Below are 22,943 nucleotides of genomic sequence, written 5' to 3' on the forward strand. Positions count from 1 at the left end.
TTATTTATATATATACTTAGGGTCTTTTAATACGGTATCAGTTTCTTCCCATATTAATCTATCTATATCCTCACTTATATCTGTTTTAGATTTATCTAACCTAAGGAAGAAACAACTGTTTCTTCCTGTATGGCAAGATATTCCACCAGTTTGCTCTACTTTAATTAATATTACATCTTTATCACAATCCGTCCTTATCTCATGGATAATTTGTACATGTCCTGATTCCTCACCTTTACGCCATAGGCGATTACGAGACCTGGACCAGTAGACTGCTTTTTTCGTCCTTACTGTTTCGTACAAAGCATCAGCATTCATCCAGGCTAGCATAAGAATCGAGTTTGTTTTATAGTCTTGAGCAATCGCTGGTAGCAATCCATTTTTATCAAACTGAAGATTTTTTATCCAAGATATTGAGTCACTTAGCATAAAATATTTCTACCTAACAGGGATACCGAGATTTGCCATAAAGTCTTTACATTCATTTATAGTATGAATTCCAAAATGGAAAATACTTGCCGCAAGCACAGCACTCGCGTGTCCTTCTATTATTCCGTCAGCTAAATGTTGTAAGTTCCCCACACCGCCAGAAGCTATAACTGGGATTGGCAAACTATCAGATATTGTTCTTGTAAGCTCTAGATCAAATCCGGTTTTCGTTCCATCCTTATCCATACTTGTTAATAAGATCTCACCAGCACCGTATGAGGACATCTTTTTTGCCCATTCTACAGCGTCCATACCCGTTGATTGCCTGCCTCCTTTTATCAGAACTTCCCACTTAGGATAATCACCTTTTTTAGAAACACGACGAGCATCTATAGCAACAACTATGCATTGTGAACCATAATATTCTGATGCTTCTTTTACAAGACTCGGATTTTCCACAGCAGAGCTATTTATGCTTACCTTGTCTGCTCCAGCATTCAGCAGTTTTTTTATGTCAGTTATTTTTCTGACCCCGCCTCCTACTGTTAACGGAATGAATACCTTGGAAGCAACTTTTTCTATTACTGGTAGAATTAAATCACGATTCTCGCTGGTTGCTGTAATATCAAGAAATGTTATTTCATCAGCACCTTGCTCATCATAACGTTTTGCTATTTCTACTGGATCTCCTGCATCAGTTAGATTAACAAAATTTACTCCTTTTACTACACGCCCACCGGTAACATCTAGACACGGTATAATTCTTTTTGTTAGGAAATTTAGCATTTTACTTTGATTTCGTTAGTTCGTCGGCTAGTCTTTGCGCTGATTTAAAATCTAAAGATCCTTCATATATACTTCTTCCTAAGATAGCGCCTGCTATACCTTCTTCAGCAACTTCGCATAATTGTTCAATATCTTTAATTGTTGCTATGCCTCCTGATGCATATACAGGAATCTTTATGCTCTTAGCAAGTTCAACAGTAGATTCTATGTTAACACCTGATAACATTCCATCTCTACTTATATCAGTGTAAATGATTGAATCACATCCATAATCTTCGAATTTTTTTGCGAGATCTATCAAATTATGTTTAGTAAGTTTACTCCATCCATCAGTAGCGAGCTTACCGTCTTTGGCATCTAATCCTGCTATTATGTGTCCAGGAAAAGCAACGCAGGCTTCATTTAAAAAACCTGGATTTTTTACAGCCGCTGTCCCTATAATTACATAAGATATTCCAGCATCTAGGTAGTATTCAATAGTATTCAAATCACGAATACCTCCCCCTATTTGCACAGGAATTTCATCATCAATAGTATCTAGTATTGATTTTATTGGTATGCCATTTTTAGGCTTTCCGGCAACTGCTCCATTAAGATCTACTAAATGAATACGACGAGCTCCATTTTCTAGCCATTTTTTTGCTACTATAGACGGCTCTTCTGAAAATATTGTAACATCATTCAAGTCTCCTTGGCGTAGTCTAACGCATTGTCCGTCTTTAAGGTCGATAGCGGGAATCAGTAACATATATATATTATAAATTAAGTTAATTAAAAAACATTATTTCAAATCTTCCAGTTAGCAAAGTTACGATAAAGTATTAACCCATACTTTGAACTTTTTTCTGGATGAAACTGTACTGCAAATATATTATCAGAAGCTATGGCACAAGTGAAAGACAAACCATAATCTGTTTCTCCTACTACAATTCTCTTATCTTCTGGGCAAACATAATAACTGTGAACAAAGTAAAAATGAGTATTTTGAGGGATATCTTTCCACAGATAATGATCTTGTTTTTGATGAACCTTGTTCCATCCCATATGTGGGACTTTTAAGCGATTAGCATTTTGTTTCTCCTGCAAATTATCAGAATTAAAAAAATGGTCCCCACTAAATTGTTTTACAGATCCTCTTAATAGTTCGAGACATTTAACACATCCATTTTCCAGACTATAATCAAACAACATTTGCTCACCTACGCAAATACCTAGCATTGGTTTTTCTGAAACAGAGTTTTTAATTAATTCTATTAAATTTAGTTTTTCAATGTTTCTCATGGAGTCCAGCATTGCTCCTTGACCTGGGAGAACTAATTTATCAGCTTTTTTTATCTCTTCAGCCGAACTACAAATTTTAATATTAGCTTCTGGAGCTGCATATTGCATGGCCCTAGCTACTGAATGGAGATTCCCCATTCCAAAATCGATAATAGCAATATTAGACACTTTAAGTTTCTTATTAAGTTTATATGATTTATAATACGCCTTTTGTAGATGGCATAATCCCAGCCATGCGTACATCCTTAGTTATAGCTTTGCGCAAGGCTATTCCAAATGCTTTAAATATTGACTCACACTGATGATGTGAATTACTACCACGTATATTGTCAATATGTAGTGTTATCAATGCATGATTAACTAATCCTTGGAAAAACTCCCTTATTAAATCTACATCGAATTTACCAATATGTGGCCTAGTAAATATGACGTTATATTCAAGATGTGGCCTGCCTGAGCAATCTATAACTACCCTTGATAATGATTCATCAAGCGGCACAAACGATTCACCGTATCTAGAAATACCAACCTTATCACCTAGTGATTCTTTAATAGCCATTCCTAATGTTATTCCAATATCCTCAACGGAATGATGATCATCTATATGTAAATCCCCATGAGATTTTATCATTATATCAATTAATCCATGACGTGATATTTGATCTATCATATGATCTAAGAAAGGTATTCCAGTATCTATAGATTTATTACCAGACCCATCAAGATTAATTGATAAATTTATTTGTGTTTCATTTGTATTACGTGTGACCTGAGCTGTACGCATAATAGTTATTTTTTAGAAATAATTTTTGAAATAGTTTCAATAAGCAATTCATTTTCAGAATCAGTGCCAACAGATAACCTCAGACAATTACTTAGCAAAGTATGAGAAGTAGACATATCCTTAACTAGGATATTACTAAATTTTAACTCGTTGAAAACATTTGTTGCACTAACATTACTATCAAATTTAATTAAAATGAAATTGCCATAAGACTCGTATACTTTAACATGATCTAATTTCTTTAATGATTCTGACAGCTTGTTTCTGTTTAATAAAATTTTACTAGAATGCTCATCTAGGATATGTTTCTTATCCAACACGCTAAGAATAACTGATTCTGTTAGAGTATTTATATTGTACGGAGGTCTTATTTTATTTATTTGACTTATCCATTCATGGTGTCCTGCTAGATAACCAAATCTTATGCCAGCCAGACCAATTTTCGAAACTGTTCTTAGAATTAAGACATTTTTTAGCTCATTCAAACGACTCATCCATGATTTTTTGTTAAAAGCATAATAAGCTTCATCTATTATTACTAGACCAGGAGCCATATTTATTATTGATAGTACATCATCATCATCCCATAATCCTCCAGTTGGATTATTTGGCATTGCTAAAAATATAATTTTTGGAGAATGTTGTTTTATAGATTCTAGCATTTTATTTGTGTCTAATTGAAGGTCTTCAGTAAGATCAACCTTAACAAATTTTGCATGATTGAATTGTGATGCCATTTCAAAAAACACAAAAGAAGGCGATGGTGATAAAACAACATCTCCAGGTCTACAGCAACTTTGAATTATTAAATGTATAAGTTCATCAGATCCATTTCCAAACAATAGATCAGCCTCACAAGGTATATTAAATTTCTCTTTTATGGTTTGTATTAATTGAGATTTATCGGTACTTGGATATCTATTTAAATGAACTTTTCTTAGATTGTTAATAACATGTTCAAGAATATCTTTTGGTAAATCATAAGGTGATTCCATAGCATCTAATTTTATATAGTTAGCAGATTTACTAACAGGATAAGCATTAATACGCTGGATATCTTCTCTAACTGTAACTTTAATAAGATCCAATAAGTCCTTGTATACTATCATGATATATTTCCATCTATGCGATATTGGGCACTTGATGCATGAGCTTGTAGTCCTTCACCAGTTGCCAAAATTGATGCCGTTTTCCCTAAATTTATAGATCCCTTTTCTGAAATATTAATAAGGCTAGAACGTTTTTGAAAATCATACACACCTAGTGGTGAAGAAAATCTTGCTGTACGAGATGTTGGTAAAACATGATTAGGTCCAGCACAATAATCACCCAATGATTCTGAACTAAAACGTCCTATAAATATTGCTCCTGCATGTCTGATGAATTGTACTAGTTCATTAGCATTTTCTGTAGATATTTCTAGATGTTCTGGAGCAATCATATTTGCTATATCACAAGCTTCATATAGATCTCTAACTTTAATCAGAGCACCTCGATTAGATAGACTTTTCTTTAAAATATCAAATCTAGGCATTTTATAAAGTAGTTTATTAATTTGGTATTCTACTTCGTTTATAAAATCTAAATCTGGGCATAGCATTATTGATTGTGCTAGTTCATCATGTTCTGCTTGTGAAAATAAATCCATAGCTATCCATTCTGCTGGTGTATTTCCATCACATATAATCAATATTTCACTAGGGCCAGCTATCATATCTATGCCTACAGTTCCAAAAACTTTACGTTTTGCATATGCTACGTAAGCGTTTCCTGGCCCAACTATTTTATCTACTTGAGTAACTGTTTCTGTGCCATAAGCCAAAGCACCTATAGCTTGTGCACCACCTATGGCAAATATTCTGTCTACATTGCCTAATGCAGCAGCAGCTAGAACCATACTATTAACATGACCATCTGGAGTAGGAGATACCATAATCAACTCAGGAACGCCAGCTATTTTAGCAGGTATTGCATTCATAAGAACAGATGATGGGTATGAAGCTTTACCACCTGGTACGTATAAACCAACTTTGTCGATAGGGGTTATTTTCTGGCCAAGTATATTATTATCCGAGTCTTCGTAACTCCAAGTAGATGCTCTTTGTTTTTCATGATATTCCCTGATCCTACTGACAGAAATTTCTAATGCTTCACGTTGCTTCTTAGGAACGTTGTTTAGTGCTTTTACCCATTCTTCTTTTGGGATTTCCAATTTATCTGGAGAGTTTATATCAAGTCTATCAAATTTTTTAGTATAATTTAATAAAGCTTTGTCCCCATCATTCTTTATATCTTTTAGTATTAGATTTACTGTTTCCTCAATTGATTTATCTTCACTAGAGTCGAATTCCAATATAGAAGAGAGAGAGGAGTTGAAATTTGGATCAAGAGAATCAAGACGTTTAATCGTAGTCATATCATTAATAATTTTTAGTTTAACGAAAGGGGTTAGGGTATATTGTTATATAAAATTCATTCATGTAGATTAGTGGCTCTAGAAAAGGCATCTAAGAGTGGCTGTAGAAATACTCCACGATTTTTCAGTGATGCTTGATTAACTACTAATCTAGAAGATATAGGCATTATATCCTCGACTGCTACTAGACCATTAGCTTTAAGTGTATCTCCAGTTGAGACCACATCAACAATAGCATCAGCAAGCCCAACAAGTGGAGCTAATTCCATTGATCCATATAATTTTATTAGATCAATGTGCACTCCCTTTGCTGCAAAATGTTCTCTAGTTGATTGAATATATTTTGTAGCAACTCGCAACCTAGATCCTTGTTTAACAACATCTTTATAATTAAAATCCTTTCGTACAGCAACTGCTAAGCGACATCTGGCTATATTTAGATCTATTGGTTGATATAAGCCACCAGGTTGTTGTGCAGAGTGTTCTATAAGAACATCTTTGCCAGCAATTCCCAGGTCTGCAGCGCCATACTGAACATAAGTAGGAACATCTGATGCTCTTAGTATAAGTATTCTTAAATTAGGATCGCTGGTTTGTATTATTAGCTTACGAGATTTTTCAGGGCTCTCACTGACTTTTATACCTGCTTCTTCCAATAGAGGCAAAGTGTCTTCGAAAATTCTTCCTTTGGATAGGGCCAAAGTGATATTTTTATTTACAGTTTCTTTCATTCGTCATTCCTATTGGTAGCGCGTTTAATATTAGCTCCTAGCTTTTGAAGCTTTAACTCCATATTTTCATAACCACGATCCAGATGATAAATTTGTTCTATAGTTGTTTTTCCTTGAGCAACTAATCCAGCTATAACTAAACTTGCCGATGCTCTCAGGTCTGTTGCTTTTACAGTTGCTCCAGAAAGAAAATCAACGCCATGAACTGTAGCAGAATTTCCATTAATTGTTATATTAGCGCCTAGTCTATTTAGTTCTTGTACATGAAGATATCTGTTTTCAAATATATTTTCAACTATTATAGAAGTGCCTCTGGCTATACAGTTAAGAGCCATAAATTGAGCTTGCATATCAGTTGCTAATCCAGGATACTCTCTGGTTATTACATCTACAGATTCAGGTCTTTTACTCATGCTGCATATTAGATTTCCATTATCTTGTTTCACGTTAACCCCAGATAATCTTATCTTGTCTATAGTGGCTAACATGTTATAAGGGTTAGCATCTTTTATCCTTATATTACCACCTGTTGCAGCTAGCGCACACAAAAAAGTTCCTGCCTCAATTCTATCTGGCAGTATTCTGTGGCTTGTTCCATGTAATTTATCAACTCCTTTTATAATGATTCTGTTTGTGCCATGTCCTTTTATATTAGCCCCCATTTTTATTAACATATTAGATAAATCTACTATTTCTGGCTCACAAGCAGCATTTTCTATGATTGTTTCGCCTTCAGCAAGAGTTGCTGCCATGATAATATTTTCGGTACCAGTAACTGTTATCACATCTGGACGAATTAGAGTTCCTTTAAGCTTTTTTGCCCTAGCTATAACAAATCCATGTTCTATTTTTATATCAGCCCCTAATGCTGATAAACATTTTATATGTTGATCTACTGGTCTTTGACCTATCGCACATCCTCCGGGCATACTAACAATGGCTTCTCCAAATCTGGTTAAAAGCGGACCAAGAACTAAAATAGATGCTCTCATTGCTTTAACAAGCTCATAAGGAGCTTTTAAGTTTTCTATGTTATTCGATGTTATAGATACTTCATTTTGACCATGTTTTCTAGTTACTGATCCTAGTTGACTCAACAGCTTAATAGTTGTAGAAACATCATGTAGATCAGGAACATTTGTCAGCAAAATTGTTTCTGATGTTAGCAATCCAGCACATAAAATGGGTAATGCAGCATTTTTGGCCCCAGATATACTTACATCTCCTTCAAGTTTTGAACCACCTATAATTTGTAATTCTTCCATTGAGAGCATGATAAATCTTTTATATTGTTATTTATTAGTTCTTATATTGAAACAAATTAACTAATTCTGGTATTTATGCACTATGTTTTTGTTATGACCTTAATTTGTAACCAGTAGACATGAGGCGCAGAGCAAAAATAGATAAAAACAGAAGTACAGCTATTACTATTGCTAAACAAATATAAGGTGAAGTATCTGATTTTTCAAAAAAACCATAACGTAGTCCATCTATCATATAAAACATAGGATTATAGTACGATATTTTTTGCCAAAATTCTGGTAATGTATGTACTGAATAAAATACTCCTGACAAAAAAGTAGAAGGTACTATTAAGAAATTTTGGAACATAGCTAACTGATCATATTTTTCAGAATATATACCGGCAATCATACCAAGAACACTCATTATGCTACATGTTAATAAAGCAAATATAATTATCCAAAAATAATTGACAGCATTTACAGGATGAATAGCAACAGAAAAGAACCATACAAAAATTCCTACAGTTAGTCCTCTGACTACTGCTGCCAAAACATACGCAAAGAAGATTTCTACATGAGACATTGGTGATAACAACATGAATATTATACTCCCTGTAACTCTACTCTGGATTAGAGATGAGGATGTATTAGAAAAAGAATTTTGCATCATACTCATAGCTATGAGACCTGGAATTATGAAGCTAGTATAAGAAACATTATTAACAGTCACTCTATCTTGTAGTATTTGATTAAATACTACAAGATATAAAAGAGAAGTTGTAACTGGCGCAGCTACAGTTTGAAAGAAAACTTTATAAAAACGAAGTATCTCTTTTTTTAGTAAGGTAATAAAGCCAATCATGTTATTTTTTCGCTCTATTATTATCATATCTTGATTCTTATTGTTTTGTGTTTCAAATTCCATGACTAATTATATTTCCTTATTGAAAGAGGATAATTCATTGCAAGCTATTATCTTTACAAAAGCCTCTTCAAGGTCTTTTCCTCCGAATCTTGACATTATGTTTTTTGTTTCATCCAATGCTATTAAATTTCCAGATTTAAGAACAGCAATACGATTACACATATCCTCAGCTTCTTCGATGTAATGTGTCGTTAATAGGATGGTATGTCCTTCTTTATTTAGGCGTGATATAAATTTCCATAATGTATGACGTAGTTCTATGTCCACACCAGCAGTTGGCTCATCTAATATTATTAGAGGAGGTCGATGTACTAGTGCTTGTGCTATCAGTACTCTTCTTTTCATTCCTCCTGATAAAGATCTCATGTCGTGATCTGCTTTATCAGAAAGAGATAGATTCTCAAGTAACTCTTCTATCCACAAGTCGTTTGATTTTATCCCAAAATATCCTGATTGTATAAATAGTGTTTCTCTAACTGTAAAGAATGGATCATATACTAATTCTTGCGGGACAGTACCTACTAGATTTCTTGCTTTACGATAATCTCTTATAACATCGTGACCGTATATTTTAACATTACCAGAGGTGGGAAAAGAAAGTCCGGATAATATAGAAATAAGACTAGTTTTACCGGCACCATTTTGCCCGAGAAGTCCAAAAAATTCCCCAGGTCTAATTTGTAGGTTAATATTATCTAGAGCTTTAGTTGATTTGTTAGATTTACCTTTCGGTGTATAAGTCTTACATAATTGTTCTATGGATATTGAAAACATATTATTTTTAAATAGATGAACAGGATGGTGATTATTTATGAATTTTATCTAATTTTTCTATAAGTGAATTTATACCATTGCTATGAATTTCATTGTTAAATTGATTTCGATAACTCTCTATCAGCCACATACCTTCAATGCTTACATCATAAATCTTCCAAGTATTTCCGTGCCTTGTTAGCCTATAGTTGATTTGTATCTGCTTTCCATTGTTTTGCTGTATAAATGATTTTATTACAGCATCACTGGATGTTGCCTCTCCACGATATGGTAATACTTTTATTTTTGTGTTTTTTGAGATTAGACTGAATGCGCTCCTATATGTTTTAATTAGTGTATTACGGAATGCTTTTATTAAAGCTTTTTTCTGTTCTTCAGAGGCATTCTTCCAGTTTTTACCTGCTGTAAGTTTAGTCGTTTTAAAAAAATCTACGTGAGGAAGTATATAGTTATCAACTACTATATTAATACTTTCTAAATCCATGTTGCCAGATTCTATGGTTTTTTGTATTTCTATTAAAGCAAGATTTGTAACATTAGTTATAAAATTATCTGGGTTGTTAATATTGCTATTCTGAGAATATGACGTATTAGAGAGCAATATTATTGGAATACAAAATAAAAAAACAGCATTTTTTTATCTTTTTCTCTGATGAAATAAACATGCGATAATTTTCCTTTTGACAAATATTTTATTCAATCTTCGTAATATGGTACGTTTATATCATCTGCACATTGGTCGATTATAGTTCGTTTCCCCATATATGAGTCTCTTGTTAAAGTATACTGATCAATTGCAATATTATTCAGTAAGTCTGTTGCATATAAGAGATCTGCCCTAGAATCTAAAGCTAGTAAAGAAGCAAAGCCAATTTTACATGATTTGCTGCAAGGTATTATATTTACTGGGCTTGACAAAATGTCAAAAAGAGTTCCTGCGCTATCACGTAAATTGCTAGGGCCAATCAATGGCAGAACAATATATGGACCAGGTTTTACTCCCCAAACCGCTAGGGTCGTTCCAAAGTCATTTTGTATTTTCATTGCTCCACTTTTAGAAGCAACATCAAAACATCCACCTATCCCCATAGTTGTATTGAACATAAATCTTCCTAATGTATTAATAGCATCATGGCAATTGCCCTGAAGAATGCTATTAAAAGCAGAATTTATATTATTGGTATTATCCAATGCATTATGGATGCAGTCTCTGACGTATTCTGGAATTACTAAGTTGTAGCAACCAACTATTGGAATAAAGACTAAGTTATCGATACTCTGGTTAATTTTAAAAAATCTACTTATTTTTTTCTGAATGGTTATCTTCAAATTCATTTTTTTATTAAAGTTTAAAGTGCTGCAAGCTGATAACATAAGAGAAAATGATATCACAATTATAGCAAAGAGATTTCTTTTATTCATTGAGTTTTTATTTGTTATGAAAATGCCGTTTACTGATAATCGAACTGATCAGTATCATTCACAGGTAATCCAATTATATTTTTTTCATTAGAACTATATAAGAATTTGCTCATTAATTGTTCAATAGATATAAAACCTTGAGTATATACTATGCATCCTAAATTTTTAATATTTTCTTCCTCATTACCTGGATTAATATCTATATATTGTTCTCCCAGTAAACCAGACGTTAGTATTGATGCAGAAGTATCTATAGGCAACAAATACTTCTTATCTATATTCATAGTAACGCTAGCAAGAAAAGATTTTGCATCTAATGTTACATTTTTTACTCGACCAATGGTGACGCCAGCACTTTTTACTTGCGAATTAATTTTCAAAGATCCAATGTTATCAAAATTTGCTTTAACTACATAGGTTGATGCAAATGGCTTATTTCTTAAATTATTTGTTTGTAGAACAAGGAAAAATAGAGATGCTATTCCTATAACAACAAACAAACCAACCAAAAGTTCAGTTTTAGAGTTCATTATAATTAAAAAGTTAGTTTACAAACAAAATAGAAGTCATAAAAAAATCTAATAAAAAACAAGTATAGATCCACTTACAACTGTCCTGGTTATGGCTCTTGATATTCCATCAGGAGTAGGTTTACATTGCCATCCTTCATTTAATGAAACTGTAACTGTCGATAGACCAAAAATCAAACTCTTAAATATAGTTCCGCATATAATATCAGAATATACATCGAATCCACATTGAATCTGTGACCAGAATCGACAAGAATCTATTCCTACAACTAAGGCTCCTACAAACCAACTCCCTATGATGCCAGCTGTTGAGAATATTATAGCTAGTACAGGCATGGATAATATTCCTGCCCAGAAACGTGGGGCTAGAAGCCTTTCTATTGGATCAATTGCCATTATTTCCATTGCTAATATTTGTTCACCAGATTTCATTAAACCTATCTCTGCTGTCATTGATGTACCGGCTCTACCTGCAAAGAGAAGCGCAGTCACTACAGGTCCTAATTCTCTTGTTAGTGATACAGTTACCATTAAACCAAGTGTATCTTCAGCACTAAATTTACTAAGCATCAAATAACCTTGAAGACCTAGAACGAATCCTACGAATAATCCTGAGACTGAAATTATTAAAACAGAGTTATTACCAATAAGGTAAATCTGATCAATAATTAAATCTGTCCTTTTTTTTGTAAAACTGCTTCTAATCACTATTTTACACAATAAGCAGCATAATTTTCCTGTATTTAAGGTAAATTCATAAGCACGATTTAAAATTTTATTTAATTGAATCATGTTTGTTGCCTTAGCTTTATTAGCCACTCTTTAAAATCACTTGTTTCAGGATAGTCAAAGGGTATTGGTCCTGTAGGAGCTCCGTTTATAAACTGTTTAATAAAAGGATCCTCTGATTTAGACAATGATTCTGGTGACCCTGATGCTACTATAGAACCACTTCCAATTATATTTATTTTATCTGCTATTTTAAAAGATTCTTGCATCTCATGTGTAATTAATATGGATGCGCATTGTAGAGTATTAGATAATTCTTTTATAAGTTTAGCTATTACTCCAATTGAAATTGGATCTAAACCAGAAAATGGCTCATCATATAGCATAATCCAAGGGTCCAATGCGGTTGCTCTCGCTAGAGCAACTCTCTTAGCCATTCCTCCTGATAAGCTTGTCACTGGCATATGAGCTGCTGCTCTTAAACCAACTGAGTTCAGCTTTTCTAAAACTATCTTTATTATTTCGTCAGAAGATCTTTTTGTAAGTTCTATTAAAGGAAATGCAACATTATCGAATACGTTCAAATCTGTAAATAGTGCTCCATGTTGAAATAATACGCCCATTTTTCTTCTTAGTTTTTTAAGATCTTTATCTGGTAATAATCTTATATCCTGGTCAAATATTTTTATTTTTCCGCTTATTATTGGTATCTGATTTGTGATTGATTTAAACAAGGTAGTTTTCCCAGATCCAGAGTTACCCATTATTGCAATAATCTCTTTTTTGCGTACATCCATAGAGATATTGTTTAATATGATTGATTTTCCATATCCAACTGTTAAGTCCTGTATGGATAATATAATCTCATTATCTTTTTTCATAAAAATCTTAATGATTGTTTAATTAACAAGGTGGCACTATCATGCATAATTAACAGTATATAATCAACATTTTGAGCTCATAATATCAGATTGAAATTAATCTTTATTAATTTTTGCAAATTTTATATAAATAATGTATCCTGAGCAGCTATATCTGATAGTTATTTAGCCCGATAAAACACATGGGTTTTTTAAAAAAATTGCTAAAAGCTACAATGGTACACTACAATCATAGTATTAGGTAATTTTACAGTTAGTATAGAGGTGTAATTATGACTGAATCTAACGGTGGTTTTTTGACACATGCTGCTAGCACCTCATTAGTCCTAGATTCTTTTAATATCGGCGGTATTGGAACTATAGAGGCCTATATTGCTAATGCTAATAGAATGCCTGTTCTATCAGCTGATCGCGAAGTAGAATTGGCTCGTTGTTTGAGAGATACAGGTGATTTAAATGCTGCTAAAGAATTGGTGCTTTCACATCTGCGTTTGGTAATATCTATAGCTAGGCAATATTTAGGCTATGGTTTGCCTCATGCCGATTTGATACAGGAAGGTAATATTGGATTAATGAAGGCGATAAGGCGCTTTGACCCAGAAAGAGGTGTGCGTCTCATGTCGTTTGCGGTGCACTGGATAAAAGCAGAGATCCACGAATTCGTTATAAGAAATTGGCGTTTAGTTAAAATTGCAACTACAAAAGCTCAGCGCAAAATATTTTTTAACTTGCGTAGTATGCGCCCTAATGGTAATTATCTTGATTCAGGACAAATAGATAAGATAGCAAATAACCTGAACGTTCGTAGTAATGATATAAGAGAGATGGAAACTCGTCTCTCTGGATGTGATATTTCCATAGATTATAAAGAGGATAGTGATGATAGTTATAATCCTTCTGAATATTTATTTGAATCTATGGATGAGCCAGATAATATTTTACATAAGAGAGATTATGATCTTATGCAATCGGTTGGCTTAAAAGAAGCGTTAGAAATTTTGGATGATCGTTCGCGCAAAATAGTAGAATCGCGCTGGTTGCAAGACGAAAATAATCATACTTTACAAGAATTAGCAGATGAGTTTGGAATATCAGCTGAAAGGATTCGTCAAATAGAATCAGCTGCTATGAAAAAAATGAAGAGTTTCTTGTTAAAATGATATGCATTTGATTAAATTTCTAATTTAATAATATTTTATTTATAGTTAGGAAGCTTAGTTCATGAATGTTGGTTTTATAGTTTTTGGATTGACAGGTTTATTAACATTGGTTTGTTTTCTGTCTCCTCTGTCTGTACGTATTAAGCTTCCATATTCTGTTATATTAGCGATAGTTGGATGCATTCTAGGTATATTGGTTTATGGTCCACATAGTTGGGCTCCATTTGTTGTCGCTGATTTTTTAGATTCCTTAGGATCTTTAGAAATATCTTCCGAGACTTTCTTGATGGTTTTTCTGCCTGTCTTACTGTTTGAGACTGCTCTATCTATGAATGTTAGAAGATTATTAGATGATATTGGTCCTATACTAATGATGGCAATCGTTGCTGTTATCGTGTGTACAATAGTGGTAGGATTTACTCTTAATGCTATATCATCTTACGGTTTAGTAGCATGTCTCTTACTAGGATCTATTGTGGCCACTACAGATCCCGTAGCTGTGGTTGGTGTTTTTAGAGAAGTTGGAGCACCAAAGCGTCTTACCACATTAGTAGAGGGTGAGAGTTTATTTAACGACGCAGCCTCGATAGCCTTATACACAGTATTATTAGCAGTTTTAGCTGGTAGCGGCGAACTATGTATTAGTAATGTAATAAATGATTTTGTCATTTTGTTTATTGGCGGTGGATTTGCAGGCTATTTTATGGGTAAAGCCGCCTGTTTCTTGTTTACCTGGCTAAGGGGTTTCCATGCGGCTGAGATTACGCTTACGTTAACGCTAGCTTATCTTTCTTTTTTTATTTCTGAGCACTATCTTAATGTTTCTGGAGTTGTAGCTACAGTTATATCAGGACTAGTTGTTGGATCTACTGGTCGTACGAGGATGTCTCCAACTACTTCTGAGTATTTATCTAAATTTTGGGAGCAATTCGGTTTTTGGGCAAACTCACTAATTTTTCTTTTCTCTGCTATGTTGATACCACGTTTTATGGGTACTTTAAACTTGCAGACATGTATATTGATACTTATAGTTTTTGCTATTACCCTTGTTGCTAGAGCAGTAGTAATATTTGGTTTGCTTCCTATTCTTCGAATAACAAGATTAGGTACTACAGTTAGTCTTTCTTACAAGTTAGTTATGTTGTGGGGTGGGCTTAGAGGTGCTGTTTCGCTAGCACTTGCTCTAGCTGTTACAGAAAATAATTCTGTCCCAGAAGAGCTGAGACATTTTATTGCAATTGCTACTACCGGATTTGTTCTTATGACGCTGTTTATTAATGGAGTTACTTTAAGGCCATTAATAAGGTTTTTAAAATTAAATGAACTATCATTAATTGATACTACTATCAGAAATCAAGTTCTAGGGGTTACCTTAAAAGAGTTACAGGTTCACATAGAGGATGTTGCAAGGACAGAGCATATAGGTCAAGATTCTTTGGAGCGCATACAAGCCGTATTTAAGTCTAGTTTATCAAGATTACATGATGTTCCTGTTTCACAGATGAGTAAATCTGAGCGTGTGTCAGCAGGCTTGGCGATTTTAGCTCAAAGAGAAGAAGAAATGCTTTTTGATATACTCAAGGCAAAGATTGTAGATGAAAGAGTTGCTGAGTCTCTATTGTCTCGTGCTGAGTACCTGGAGGATGCTATTAGAACTGGTGGTTTAAATGGTTTCGAATATGCAGTTGAAAATGATTTACGTTACTCAAAAATGATTAGAGTAGCTTTATGGTTTCATAATATATTTGGTTATAACGAATGGCTTTCTGAGAAATTAGGTTATCGTTTTTCAAACTTGATGAGCAAAAGGTCAATAGAACAAAAATTAATATTGTTTGCTAGCGAGAAAGTTTCTCCAATTTTAGGTGATGAAGCCACCGAGGTTATAATAAAAGCACATAAGCGTCGCTTAGGTCTTATAGAAAATGCTTTACAGGCTATGAATTTACAATATCCTTTGTATGCAACTTGGTTGCAGGAGATTTACCTTGGAAGAGCAGCCAGAGAATTAGAGTGTATAAGATATAGTGATATGCTTAGTAAATTCCTAATTAGTGGAGAGGTTTATGATGATCTTATGGAAAAAGCACATGCTCGTTGGCATTATATAGATAGGCATCCACCTCTTGATATTGAGTTAAGTGCAGCTGAATTAATAAAGAAAGTGCCGTTATTTCATGATCTAAGTCTGAATTCGCTTAAGTCTATATGCAAACTGTTAAAACCTAGATTAGCTCTACCTGATCAAATAGTTATAACAAAAGGGAAGCAAGGTAGAGAAATGTATTTTGTTGCCTCTGGAGCTGTAGCTATGCATTTGCCTGATGATACTGTTGTAGAGTTGGGTAGCGGTGAATTTTTTGGGGAGTTGGATTTATTTGGTAAAGATCCATTAGTTTTAAAAGTAACTTCTCTAGGATACAGTAAATTGCTTCTACTAAACTCTAAAGATCTTGGTATTTTATTAGAAAAAGACTCAGAGCTACGATGTCGTATAGAAAGTGTGGTAAATCAAAGAAGAATAGCAATAGATACCTGGAGGCAAAGGTCGAATTACAATATTAACCAGGAATAATATTTAAGTAGTTTCTTATCTTTATAAACTTGATAATATCCGATAATATTATAATGGATGACTCTGTTGTGAAATTATCGGATAATATTTCGTGGGTTATGTTTTCTATTCTAAATTTTTGAAAAGAATCTACTTCTCCATCATTATTTATCGGACAAAAGTCTTTTTTTAGCAAGCTTGTTTGGCTTAAAAGTTCTTCTATTTGATAACCTTCATCCGTGATTTTTTTTATATCAAGAATTTTATAAAGTTTTCCTTTTGTTAAAATATCATTCTCTATTAAATTTGCTTCTTCATAGCACTCTCTGATTAAAGATTGTTCTGGTTTCTCACCTTTGCTAACTAATCCTCCAACTATTGTTTCTAGTTTTCCTGGGTTTATGGATTTTTTAGATGATCTTTTTGAGATCCATAATTCTTTGTTATTTAACCAAGAATTCATATGAACTGATCTTGTCTTGAGTCCTAGCAAGCGAGCAGCAGAGCGTTCTATATGTCCTAACACTTCATAATTTGGACCTATAATATCTAAAATCTCACTATTCCATTTTTTGATATTACATTTAGATTTTAGTATTTGGGTTACATTCAACAACAGCTCTTTCAGAATATGTCTATTTATTGTGTCATCACCAATTTGAAATTTATTTTTTTTTATATAACCCAATCTATGTTGCTGCAATAGTTCACATGTTTCTATACTAGAAATTCCGCATTCTTTTTTATTGATTATCACAATCAAGAAGTTCTTTTCATTTTCAGGGTTTGATGGAGAACATAGCTTGTAAAAAATGTTTCTCAAATGATTAATTTCGTTGATAGATCTGTTATTCATATTTATAATTTAATTTAAATTCAGTTATTGTTTTCATTAAGTTTTTTTGCTTGTTTATAGTTTAAATTACCTGTAATTTTTAAGTATCATTTCATATGCCATTAACTATCTAAATAATTTTATGCTAAATATTATTATACTCGCCGCTGGATCTGGAAAGAGGATGCAATCCAAAATTCCTAAAGTTTTACATACATTTGCAGGTCGTCCCATGTTAGAGTATGTAATAGAAAGCGCGAAAAATCTTAATCCTGATTCTATAACAATTGTTTTAGGTCATGAAGCTGATCTTGTTAAGTCATATATAAGCAATGATAATCTAAATATTGTATTACAGGAGTCTCAATTAGGTACAGCTCATGCTGTAATGTGCGCTATGCCAATGATATCTTCTTTTGATAATGAAGATAGCAATACACTTATTTTATATGGTGATGTTCCATTAGTAAGTGTTGATACATTAAGATCATTATTAGATTCTTGTTGTGAAGGAATGTCTATATTGACTAGTGTATCTGATAATCCTGATGGTTATGGTCGCATTATTCGAGATAAGACTGGTAATATTGTTAAGATAGTTGAGCATAAAGAGGCTAATAATGAACAAATAGCCATTAAGGAAGTTAATGTTGGTATCATTGCTATTCAGACAACAAAACTAAAACAGTGGATAGGTATGATATTTAACAATAATGAACAAATGGAGTATTATCTCACAGATTTAGTGAAAATTGCTGTTACTAATAGTGTAATTGTTAACTCTGTTTCTCCTAAAAAATCTTGGGAAGTTTTTGGTATTAATGATCATATTCAACAATCAAACATTGAGCGAGTATATCAATACGAACAGGCTAAAAATTATATGTCTAAAGGATTAACTATATCTGATCCTAGTCGTTTTGATGTGCGTGGTTCTTTAAGATTTGGCAGCGATGTTTTTATAGATGTTGGATGTGTTTTTGAAGGATTAGTTGAGTTAGGAGATGATGTTTATGTAGGACCATATTCTATTTTGCGAGATGTTACTATAGAAAAAAATGTTAGAATAGAAGCTTACAGTCATATAAGCAATAGTACTATAGAGAATAATGTTTCTATAGGTCCATTTGCTAAATTATGTAAAGGTTCTCATATAAAAAGTAACTCCAAAATAGGTAATTTTGTAGAAATAAAAAATACAAATTTTGGAAATAAAAGCAAGGCTAATCACCTGGCATATATTGGCGATTCTAATGTTGGATCGAATGTTAATATAGGAGCAGGGGTTATTACATGCAATTATGATGGGGCCAATAAATTTCAAACAATTATAGAAGACAATGCTTTTATTGGGTCTGGGTCTCAATTAATAGCCCCTATAAAAGTAGGTCAAAGTGCAACCATAGGCGCAGGAACAACATTGACTGATGATGCTCCTGCTGGCAAATTAACAATAGCTAGAGCTAGGCAGAAAACCATAGTTAACTGGAAGAGACCAAAGAAAAACTGACAATTTTATTAATTTATTATATATATTCTAAGTTGTTTTATAGTTATTAATCGTTTTGACATGCCCATATTCCAAAATAAACTGGAAGTACTTTATAATACCCTTTCTTTTAGTAAAATTAGGGTTGACAAAAAAATAAATATTTGTTGCCTACCTAAAAATGAAAATCATATTCTATATCTTGTTAATTGATATTTATTAATAATATTGATAGCGTTGTATCTATCTGAATATCATGTGTTTTGTTATACAGTTTTTTATATGATTAGCTGGAGTAGTCATTATGTGCGGCATAATAAGTGCTGTTTCTTGCAGAGATGTAACTTCTATGTTGATAGATGGTTTGTCACGTTTGGAGTATAGAGGTTATGATTCTTGTGGTATCGCAATTTATGGAAAAAAGAACCTAAGAAGGGTTCGTAGCATGAAGAGAGTATATGACTTAAGTAAGCAAATAATAGAGCATAATTTATATGGTTCTATTGGTTTGGCTCATACAAGGTGGGCAACGCACGGAATGCCATCTACTTATAATGCTCATCCGCATTTCTCTAGTTTAGATTCTGGAAAACCAAGAATTGCTTTAGTTCATAATGGAATAATTGAAAATTATGATGAACTAAGAGTAGAGCTTCAGGAATCTGGATATCTATTTGAGAGTCAGACCGATACAGAGGTTTTGGTCCACCTTATAAATCATAATTATGACGGTGATATTCTTAGAACTGTTCAAAAAGTCACTAAGCTATTGACTGGAACATATGCTATAGCTGTTTTTTGTGCAGATGAACCATACAGGATAATAGGTTCTTGTAAGGGTGCTCCTTTAGTATTAGGTTTAGGGGATGGTGAAAATTTTTTAGCTTCTGATGTTTTAGCTATGGCAGGTAGGGCCAATGAAGTCATATACTTAGAAGATGGTGATATAGTTGATATAGAAAGCAATAATTTTCTAATTGTAGATTCTGATAATTCTCTAGCGCATAGGAAAAGATATCCAAAGAGTAGTTTTATAGGTATTGTGGAGTTGGGAACTTATCGCCATTACATGCAAAAAGAGATATTTGAGCAGCCTAGAGCTGTCGCAGATACTTTGCAAGAAGTTAACATAGTATCAGAAAATATTTTTGGAATCGATGCTGAGGAAATATTTAGGAATATAGATTCTGTTTTAATAATTGCTTGTGGCACTAGTTACTATGCTGGAATGACTGCAAAATATTGGATAGAATCTATTGCTAAAATTAGAGTTTCTGTCGAGATTGCTAGTGAGTATCGCTATAGAGATAGTGTTGTAAATCCCAAGTCACTAGTACTAGTAATATCTCAATCAGGTGAGACTTCTGATACTTTGTCGGCACTCAAACATTCTATGTCCTTGGGTATGAACTATAATATGGCAATATGCAATTCCCAAACTAGTGCCATCGTTAGAGAGTGTAAGCTTTGTTATCTAACTAGAGCAGGAATAGAAATTGGAGTTGCTTCAACTAAGGCGTTCACTACTCAATTAACAGTGTTATTCCTATTATCTATTACTCTTGCAAAAAATCGTTCTATTCTGAGTAGAGATAACGAAATGCTCTTTTTAAAAGCTTTGCGTCATTTGCCAGCTGCTTTATCTTCTGTTTTGGATTTGGAGCCTTTAGTCGTCAAATGGGCTAATCATTTTGCCAATAAAGAGAACGCTCTATTCCTTGGTCGTGGAATGCACTATCCAATAGCACTTGAGGGTGCTTTAAAAATGAAAGAGATTAGTTATATACATGCGGAAGCATATCCAGCTGGAGAATTGAAGCATGGTCCTTTAGCTTTGGTTACTGATAATATGCCTGTTGTGGTGGTTGCACCAAAGGATATTTTATTAGAAAAGTTAAAATCTAACATGCAGGAAGTGCAGGCAAGAGGTGGTAAATTATATGTTTTTGCTGATGCTGATAGCAAGATCAACGATGATAGCATAAACCTAATAAGAATGCCTGAGCATTATGGTATGCTATCACCGATTCTACATACTATTCCTTTACAATTGTTAGCTTATCATACAGCATGTATACGTGGAACAGATGTTGATAAGCCAAGAAATTTAGCGAAAAGCGTAACAGTAGAATAAATACTTGTGTTAAGAAATTAGTTCACTTAATTTATGCCCAGGATCTATAGATTTCATAAATGTTTCTCCAATTAGGAATGCATTTATATTAGAATTTCTCATTGTTTCTATATCTTTTTTTGAGGAGAATCCACTTTCAGTAACTATTATCTTTTCATTGGGAACATATTCCTTTAGTTTTAATGTATTATTTATATCAGTGTGAAAACTTCCTAGATTTCTATTATTAATTCCTATGAGTCTTGTTTTCAATTTTAGCGCTAGATCAATTTCATGCTTTGTATGTGTTTCTACCAAAACATCCATCCCTAATTCCATTGCTACTGCTTCTAAATCTATTAATTGTTTAGAATCTAGTATAGATACTATCAACAATATACAATCAGCTCCTATGGAACGTGCTTCTAACACTTGATAGGGATCTATTACAAAATCTTTTCGTAGAATTGGTAAATTACAAGCAGATCTAGCTTTACACAGGTCTTCACAGCATCCCTGAAAAAACTGTGTGTCGGTTAATACTGATATGCAAGCCGCGCCATTTTTAGCATAAGTAATAGCAAATTTTCTTGGATCAAAATCATTCCTAAGTATTCCTTTAGACGGGGAGGCTTTTTTTATCTCTGCTATAACACTAGGCAATCCTTGTTTAATTTTATTTTCTATTGCGTCAGCAAATCCCCTGGTAGGGTCTTGTTTACATATTTTTTCCATGAGAACAGAGCTGCTATTTTTTGTTTAGCTATAGATACTTCTTCTTTTTTTGCAAAAACTATTTTTTTAGTATGTCATTCATTTTGAGAACTTCCTAGTGTAGGCTCTAAATTCTTCTAACTTATCCCTTGCCGATCCATTTTTTATAGCCTCAAAAGCTAATGAAACACCTTGTTTAATACTATTAGCTCTATTTCCTGCGTATATAGCTAGACCGGCATTTAGGGCAACAATATCTCTAGCAGAGCCATCTAGATCATTTAAAGAATCTAGTATGAGTTGAGCTGATTCCCCCCTGTTTGACACTCTGATATTACGATTAGATACCATTGGAATATTATAGTCTTCAGGATGAATTTCGTACTCCGTTATTACTCCATTTTTTAATTCGCCAACCATTGTTGCACTACCCAATGCAGCTTCATCCATGCCTTCTTTACCATATATGGTAAGCACATGACGAGATTTAAGTTTTTTTAATACTCTAACTTGAATGCCTACTAAATCAGGATGAAAAACTCCCATTAGCTGATTAGCCGCACATGCTGGATTGGTTAGTGGTCCTAATATATTAAATATTGTACGAACCCCAATTTCTTTTCTAACCATGGAAATATTATCCATTGCTTTCTGATGTAATGGAGCAAACATAAATCCTATACCGGTCCTTTCTATACATTCAATAATATGTGATGGTTCTAATTCTATATTTACTCCTAATTCTTCCAAAACATCTGCACTGCCAGAAGAAGAAGATGCGCCGCGATTTCCATGTTTGGCTATTTTTACACCTGCAGCAGCTGCAACAAACATAGCAGCAGTAGATATATTAAAAGTTTGACTACCATCTCCTCCAGTACCGCACATATCTAAAAGATCTTCTCTGTTCTTAACAGGAACTTGTTTAGAAAATTCTCGCAGAGCCAAAGCAGAAGCTGTTATTTCATCTATAGTTTCTTTCTTGACTCTTAATCCGATAAGTATTGCACTTGAGATTTGGGGAGATAGTTCTCCATTTATCATCATACTCATTAAGCTGAACATTTCATCATGGAATATTTCTCTATGTTCAATGCATCTAGTTAATACTTCAGTTACAGTAATAGACACTGATTATTCTCC

General features: G+C 33.4%; 21 protein-coding genes and 2 pseudogenes. 4 read left to right on the plus strand and 19 right to left on the minus strand.

Annotated features, from left to right (window positions below; genetic code table 11):
* The 16 genes and pseudogenes from hisI to ST1E_RS00170 all read right to left on the minus strand — a co-directional run bounded on the left by hisI (position 1) and on the right by ST1E_RS00170 (position 12,935).
* Positions 1 to 429: a phosphoribosyl-AMP cyclohydrolase gene (gene hisI / locus ST1E_RS00095; RefSeq protein WP_015389228.1), complete on the minus strand. Its 429-nt coding sequence runs from the start codon at positions 427 to 429 to the stop codon at positions 1 to 3.
* Positions 430 to 438: 9 nt separating this feature from the next.
* Positions 439 to 1,215, minus strand: a complete 777-nt coding sequence (gene hisF / locus ST1E_RS00100; protein WP_015389229.1) for an imidazole glycerol phosphate synthase subunit HisF — start codon at positions 1,213 to 1,215, stop codon at positions 439 to 441.
* Position 1,216: 1 nt separating this feature from the next.
* Entirely contained in the window at positions 1,217 to 1,963 is a 747-nt protein-coding gene (gene hisA / locus ST1E_RS00105) for a 1-(5-phosphoribosyl)-5-[(5-phosphoribosylamino)methylideneamino]imidazole-4-carboxamide isomerase (RefSeq protein ID WP_015389230.1), read from the minus strand.
* A gap of 38 nt (positions 1,964 to 2,001) precedes the next feature.
* The gene (gene hisH, locus ST1E_RS00110) at positions 2,002 to 2,664 is read right to left on the minus strand and encodes an imidazole glycerol phosphate synthase subunit HisH (protein WP_041185941.1); all 663 of its coding nucleotides are present in this window, start codon (positions 2,662 to 2,664) and stop codon (positions 2,002 to 2,004) included.
* A gap of 28 nt (positions 2,665 to 2,692) precedes the next feature.
* A complete protein-coding gene (hisB, locus tag ST1E_RS00115) occupies positions 2,693 to 3,280 on the minus strand; it encodes an imidazoleglycerol-phosphate dehydratase HisB (protein WP_015389232.1) in 588 nt (195 codons plus the stop codon).
* Between the two features lie 5 nt (positions 3,281 to 3,285).
* A complete protein-coding gene (gene hisC / locus ST1E_RS00120; RefSeq protein WP_015389233.1) occupies positions 3,286 to 4,389 on the minus strand; it encodes a histidinol-phosphate transaminase in 1,104 nt (367 codons plus the stop codon).
* Positions 4,386 to 5,696 carry a histidinol dehydrogenase gene (gene hisD / locus ST1E_RS00125; protein ID WP_015389234.1) on the minus strand — a complete coding sequence of 437 codons (1,311 nt, stop codon included), beginning with the start codon at positions 5,694 to 5,696 and terminating at the stop codon, positions 4,386 to 4,388. Before hisD ends, hisC begins: the two co-directional genes overlap by 4 nt.
* Before the next feature lie 56 nt (positions 5,697 to 5,752).
* Positions 5,753 to 6,427 (minus strand): ATP phosphoribosyltransferase, encoded by a 675-nt coding sequence (gene hisG / locus ST1E_RS00130; protein WP_015389235.1) that lies wholly within the window; start codon positions 6,425 to 6,427, stop codon positions 5,753 to 5,755.
* Entirely contained in the window at positions 6,424 to 7,692 is a 1,269-nt protein-coding gene (gene murA, locus ST1E_RS00135; RefSeq protein WP_015389236.1) for a UDP-N-acetylglucosamine 1-carboxyvinyltransferase, read from the minus strand. Before murA ends, hisG begins: the two co-directional genes overlap by 4 nt.
* 91 nt (positions 7,693 to 7,783) lie before the next feature.
* Positions 7,784 to 8,563: an ABC transporter permease gene (locus tag ST1E_RS00140; RefSeq protein WP_235043597.1), complete on the minus strand. Its 780-nt coding sequence runs from the start codon at positions 8,561 to 8,563 to the stop codon at positions 7,784 to 7,786.
* 42 nt (positions 8,564 to 8,605) lie between these two features.
* Positions 8,606 to 9,373, minus strand: coding sequence for an ABC transporter ATP-binding protein (locus tag ST1E_RS00145; protein ID WP_015389238.1), 768 nt, complete (start codon positions 9,371 to 9,373; stop codon positions 8,606 to 8,608).
* Positions 9,374 to 9,404: 31 nt separating this feature from the next.
* Positions 9,405 to 9,974, minus strand: coding sequence for an MlaC/ttg2D family ABC transporter substrate-binding protein (locus tag ST1E_RS00150; RefSeq protein ID WP_015389239.1), 570 nt, complete (start codon positions 9,972 to 9,974; stop codon positions 9,405 to 9,407).
* A gap of 95 nt (positions 9,975 to 10,069) precedes the next feature.
* Positions 10,070 to 10,795 carry an MlaA family lipoprotein gene (locus ST1E_RS00155; protein WP_015389240.1) on the minus strand — a complete coding sequence of 242 codons (726 nt, stop codon included), beginning with the start codon at positions 10,793 to 10,795 and terminating at the stop codon, positions 10,070 to 10,072.
* Between the two features lie 29 nt (positions 10,796 to 10,824).
* On the minus strand, positions 10,825 to 11,325 hold the full coding sequence (gene mlaD, locus ST1E_RS00160) for an outer membrane lipid asymmetry maintenance protein MlaD (protein ID WP_015389241.1): 501 nt from the start codon (positions 11,323 to 11,325) through the stop codon (positions 10,825 to 10,827).
* A 13-nt stretch (positions 11,326 to 11,338) separates the two neighbouring features.
* Positions 11,339 to 12,117, minus strand: a pseudogene (mlaE, locus tag ST1E_RS00165) (lipid asymmetry maintenance ABC transporter permease subunit MlaE).
* Positions 12,114 to 12,935, minus strand: a complete 822-nt coding sequence (locus tag ST1E_RS00170; RefSeq protein WP_015389243.1) for an ABC transporter ATP-binding protein — start codon at positions 12,933 to 12,935, stop codon at positions 12,114 to 12,116. The pseudogene mlaE and the gene ST1E_RS00170 overlap by 4 nt, the downstream one beginning before the upstream one ends.
* Positions 12,936 to 13,207: 272 nt before the next feature.
* On the opposite strand from ST1E_RS00170, the gene rpoH reads away from it, so the two are divergent.
* On the plus strand, positions 13,208 to 14,095 hold the full coding sequence (rpoH, locus tag ST1E_RS00175; protein ID WP_015389244.1) for an RNA polymerase sigma factor RpoH: 888 nt from the start codon (positions 13,208 to 13,210) through the stop codon (positions 14,093 to 14,095).
* 61 nt (positions 14,096 to 14,156) lie between these two features.
* Positions 14,157 to 16,670, plus strand: coding sequence for a cation:proton antiporter (locus tag ST1E_RS00180; protein ID WP_015389245.1), 2,514 nt, complete (start codon positions 14,157 to 14,159; stop codon positions 16,668 to 16,670).
* Here the strand turns inward: ST1E_RS00180 and ST1E_RS00185 are convergent.
* Positions 16,657 to 17,505, minus strand: coding sequence for an NUDIX domain-containing protein (locus ST1E_RS00185; RefSeq protein ID WP_015389246.1), 849 nt, complete (start codon positions 17,503 to 17,505; stop codon positions 16,657 to 16,659). The genes ST1E_RS00180 and ST1E_RS00185 overlap by 14 nt on opposite strands.
* A gap of 121 nt (positions 17,506 to 17,626) precedes the next feature.
* On the opposite strand from ST1E_RS00185, the gene glmU reads away from it, so the two are divergent.
* Both glmU and glmS read left to right on the plus strand, forming a co-directional pair.
* The gene (gene glmU, locus ST1E_RS00190) at positions 17,627 to 18,994 is read left to right on the plus strand and encodes a bifunctional UDP-N-acetylglucosamine diphosphorylase/glucosamine-1-phosphate N-acetyltransferase GlmU (protein ID WP_015389247.1); all 1,368 of its coding nucleotides are present in this window, start codon (positions 17,627 to 17,629) and stop codon (positions 18,992 to 18,994) included.
* Between the two features lie 283 nt (positions 18,995 to 19,277).
* Positions 19,278 to 21,107 (plus strand): glutamine--fructose-6-phosphate transaminase (isomerizing), encoded by a 1,830-nt coding sequence (gene glmS, locus ST1E_RS00195; protein WP_015389248.1) that lies wholly within the window; start codon positions 19,278 to 19,280, stop codon positions 21,105 to 21,107.
* Positions 21,108 to 21,116: 9 nt separating this feature from the next.
* Here the strand turns inward: glmS and trpC are convergent.
* Both trpC and trpD read right to left on the minus strand, forming a co-directional pair.
* Positions 21,117 to 21,903: pseudogene (gene trpC, locus ST1E_RS00200) on the minus strand (indole-3-glycerol phosphate synthase TrpC).
* Positions 21,900 to 22,931: an anthranilate phosphoribosyltransferase gene (gene trpD, locus ST1E_RS00205; protein ID WP_015389250.1), complete on the minus strand. Its 1,032-nt coding sequence runs from the start codon at positions 22,929 to 22,931 to the stop codon at positions 21,900 to 21,902. The pseudogene trpC and the gene trpD overlap by 4 nt, the downstream one beginning before the upstream one ends.
* Positions 22,932 to 22,943 lie beyond the last annotated feature (12 nt).

The organism is Candidatus Kinetoplastibacterium galatii TCC219 (assembly GCF_000340905.1).
GTDB classification, from domain to species: Bacteria; Pseudomonadota; Gammaproteobacteria; order Burkholderiales; family Burkholderiaceae_B; genus Kinetoplastidibacterium; species Kinetoplastidibacterium galati.

Excerpts from the sequence above, each read along its gene's own strand:
- hisG (WP_015389235.1), bottom strand. The coding sequence starts at position 6,427 with ATGAAAGAAACTGTAAATAAAAATATCACTTTGGCCCTATCCAAAGGA.
- hisI (WP_015389228.1), bottom strand. The coding sequence starts at position 429 with ATGCTAAGTGACTCAATATCTTGGATAAAAAATCTTCAGTTTGATAAA.
- rpoH (WP_015389244.1), top strand. The coding sequence starts at position 13,208 with ATGACTGAATCTAACGGTGGTTTTTTGACACATGCTGCTAGCACCTCA.
- hisD (WP_015389234.1), bottom strand. The coding sequence starts at position 5,696 with ATGACTACGATTAAACGTCTTGATTCTCTTGATCCAAATTTCAACTCC.
- ST1E_RS00145 (WP_015389238.1), bottom strand. The coding sequence starts at position 9,373 with ATGTTTTCAATATCCATAGAACAATTATGTAAGACTTATACACCGAAA.
- ST1E_RS00140 (WP_235043597.1), bottom strand. The coding sequence starts at position 8,563 with ATGATAATAATAGAGCGAAAAAATAACATGATTGGCTTTATTACCTTA.
- hisA (WP_015389230.1), bottom strand. The coding sequence starts at position 1,963 with ATGTTACTGATTCCCGCTATCGACCTTAAAGACGGACAATGCGTTAGA.
- ST1E_RS00180 (WP_015389245.1), top strand. The coding sequence starts at position 14,157 with ATGAATGTTGGTTTTATAGTTTTTGGATTGACAGGTTTATTAACATTG.
- hisB (WP_015389232.1), bottom strand. The coding sequence starts at position 3,280 with ATGCGTACAGCTCAGGTCACACGTAATACAAATGAAACACAAATAAAT.
- murA (WP_015389236.1), bottom strand. The coding sequence starts at position 7,692 with ATGGAAGAATTACAAATTATAGGTGGTTCAAAACTTGAAGGAGATGTA.
- ST1E_RS00155 (WP_015389240.1), bottom strand. The coding sequence starts at position 10,795 with ATGAATAAAAGAAATCTCTTTGCTATAATTGTGATATCATTTTCTCTT.
- glmU (WP_015389247.1), top strand. The coding sequence starts at position 17,627 with ATGCTAAATATTATTATACTCGCCGCTGGATCTGGAAAGAGGATGCAA.
- hisF (WP_015389229.1), bottom strand. The coding sequence starts at position 1,215 with ATGCTAAATTTCCTAACAAAAAGAATTATACCGTGTCTAGATGTTACC.
- mlaD (WP_015389241.1), bottom strand. The coding sequence starts at position 11,325 with ATGAACTCTAAAACTGAACTTTTGGTTGGTTTGTTTGTTGTTATAGGA.
- ST1E_RS00185 (WP_015389246.1), bottom strand. The coding sequence starts at position 17,505 with ATGAATAACAGATCTATCAACGAAATTAATCATTTGAGAAACATTTTT.
- hisC (WP_015389233.1), bottom strand. The coding sequence starts at position 4,389 with ATGATAGTATACAAGGACTTATTGGATCTTATTAAAGTTACAGTTAGA.
- glmS (WP_015389248.1), top strand. The coding sequence starts at position 19,278 with ATGTGCGGCATAATAAGTGCTGTTTCTTGCAGAGATGTAACTTCTATG.
- ST1E_RS00170 (WP_015389243.1), bottom strand. The coding sequence starts at position 12,935 with ATGAAAAAAGATAATGAGATTATATTATCCATACAGGACTTAACAGTT.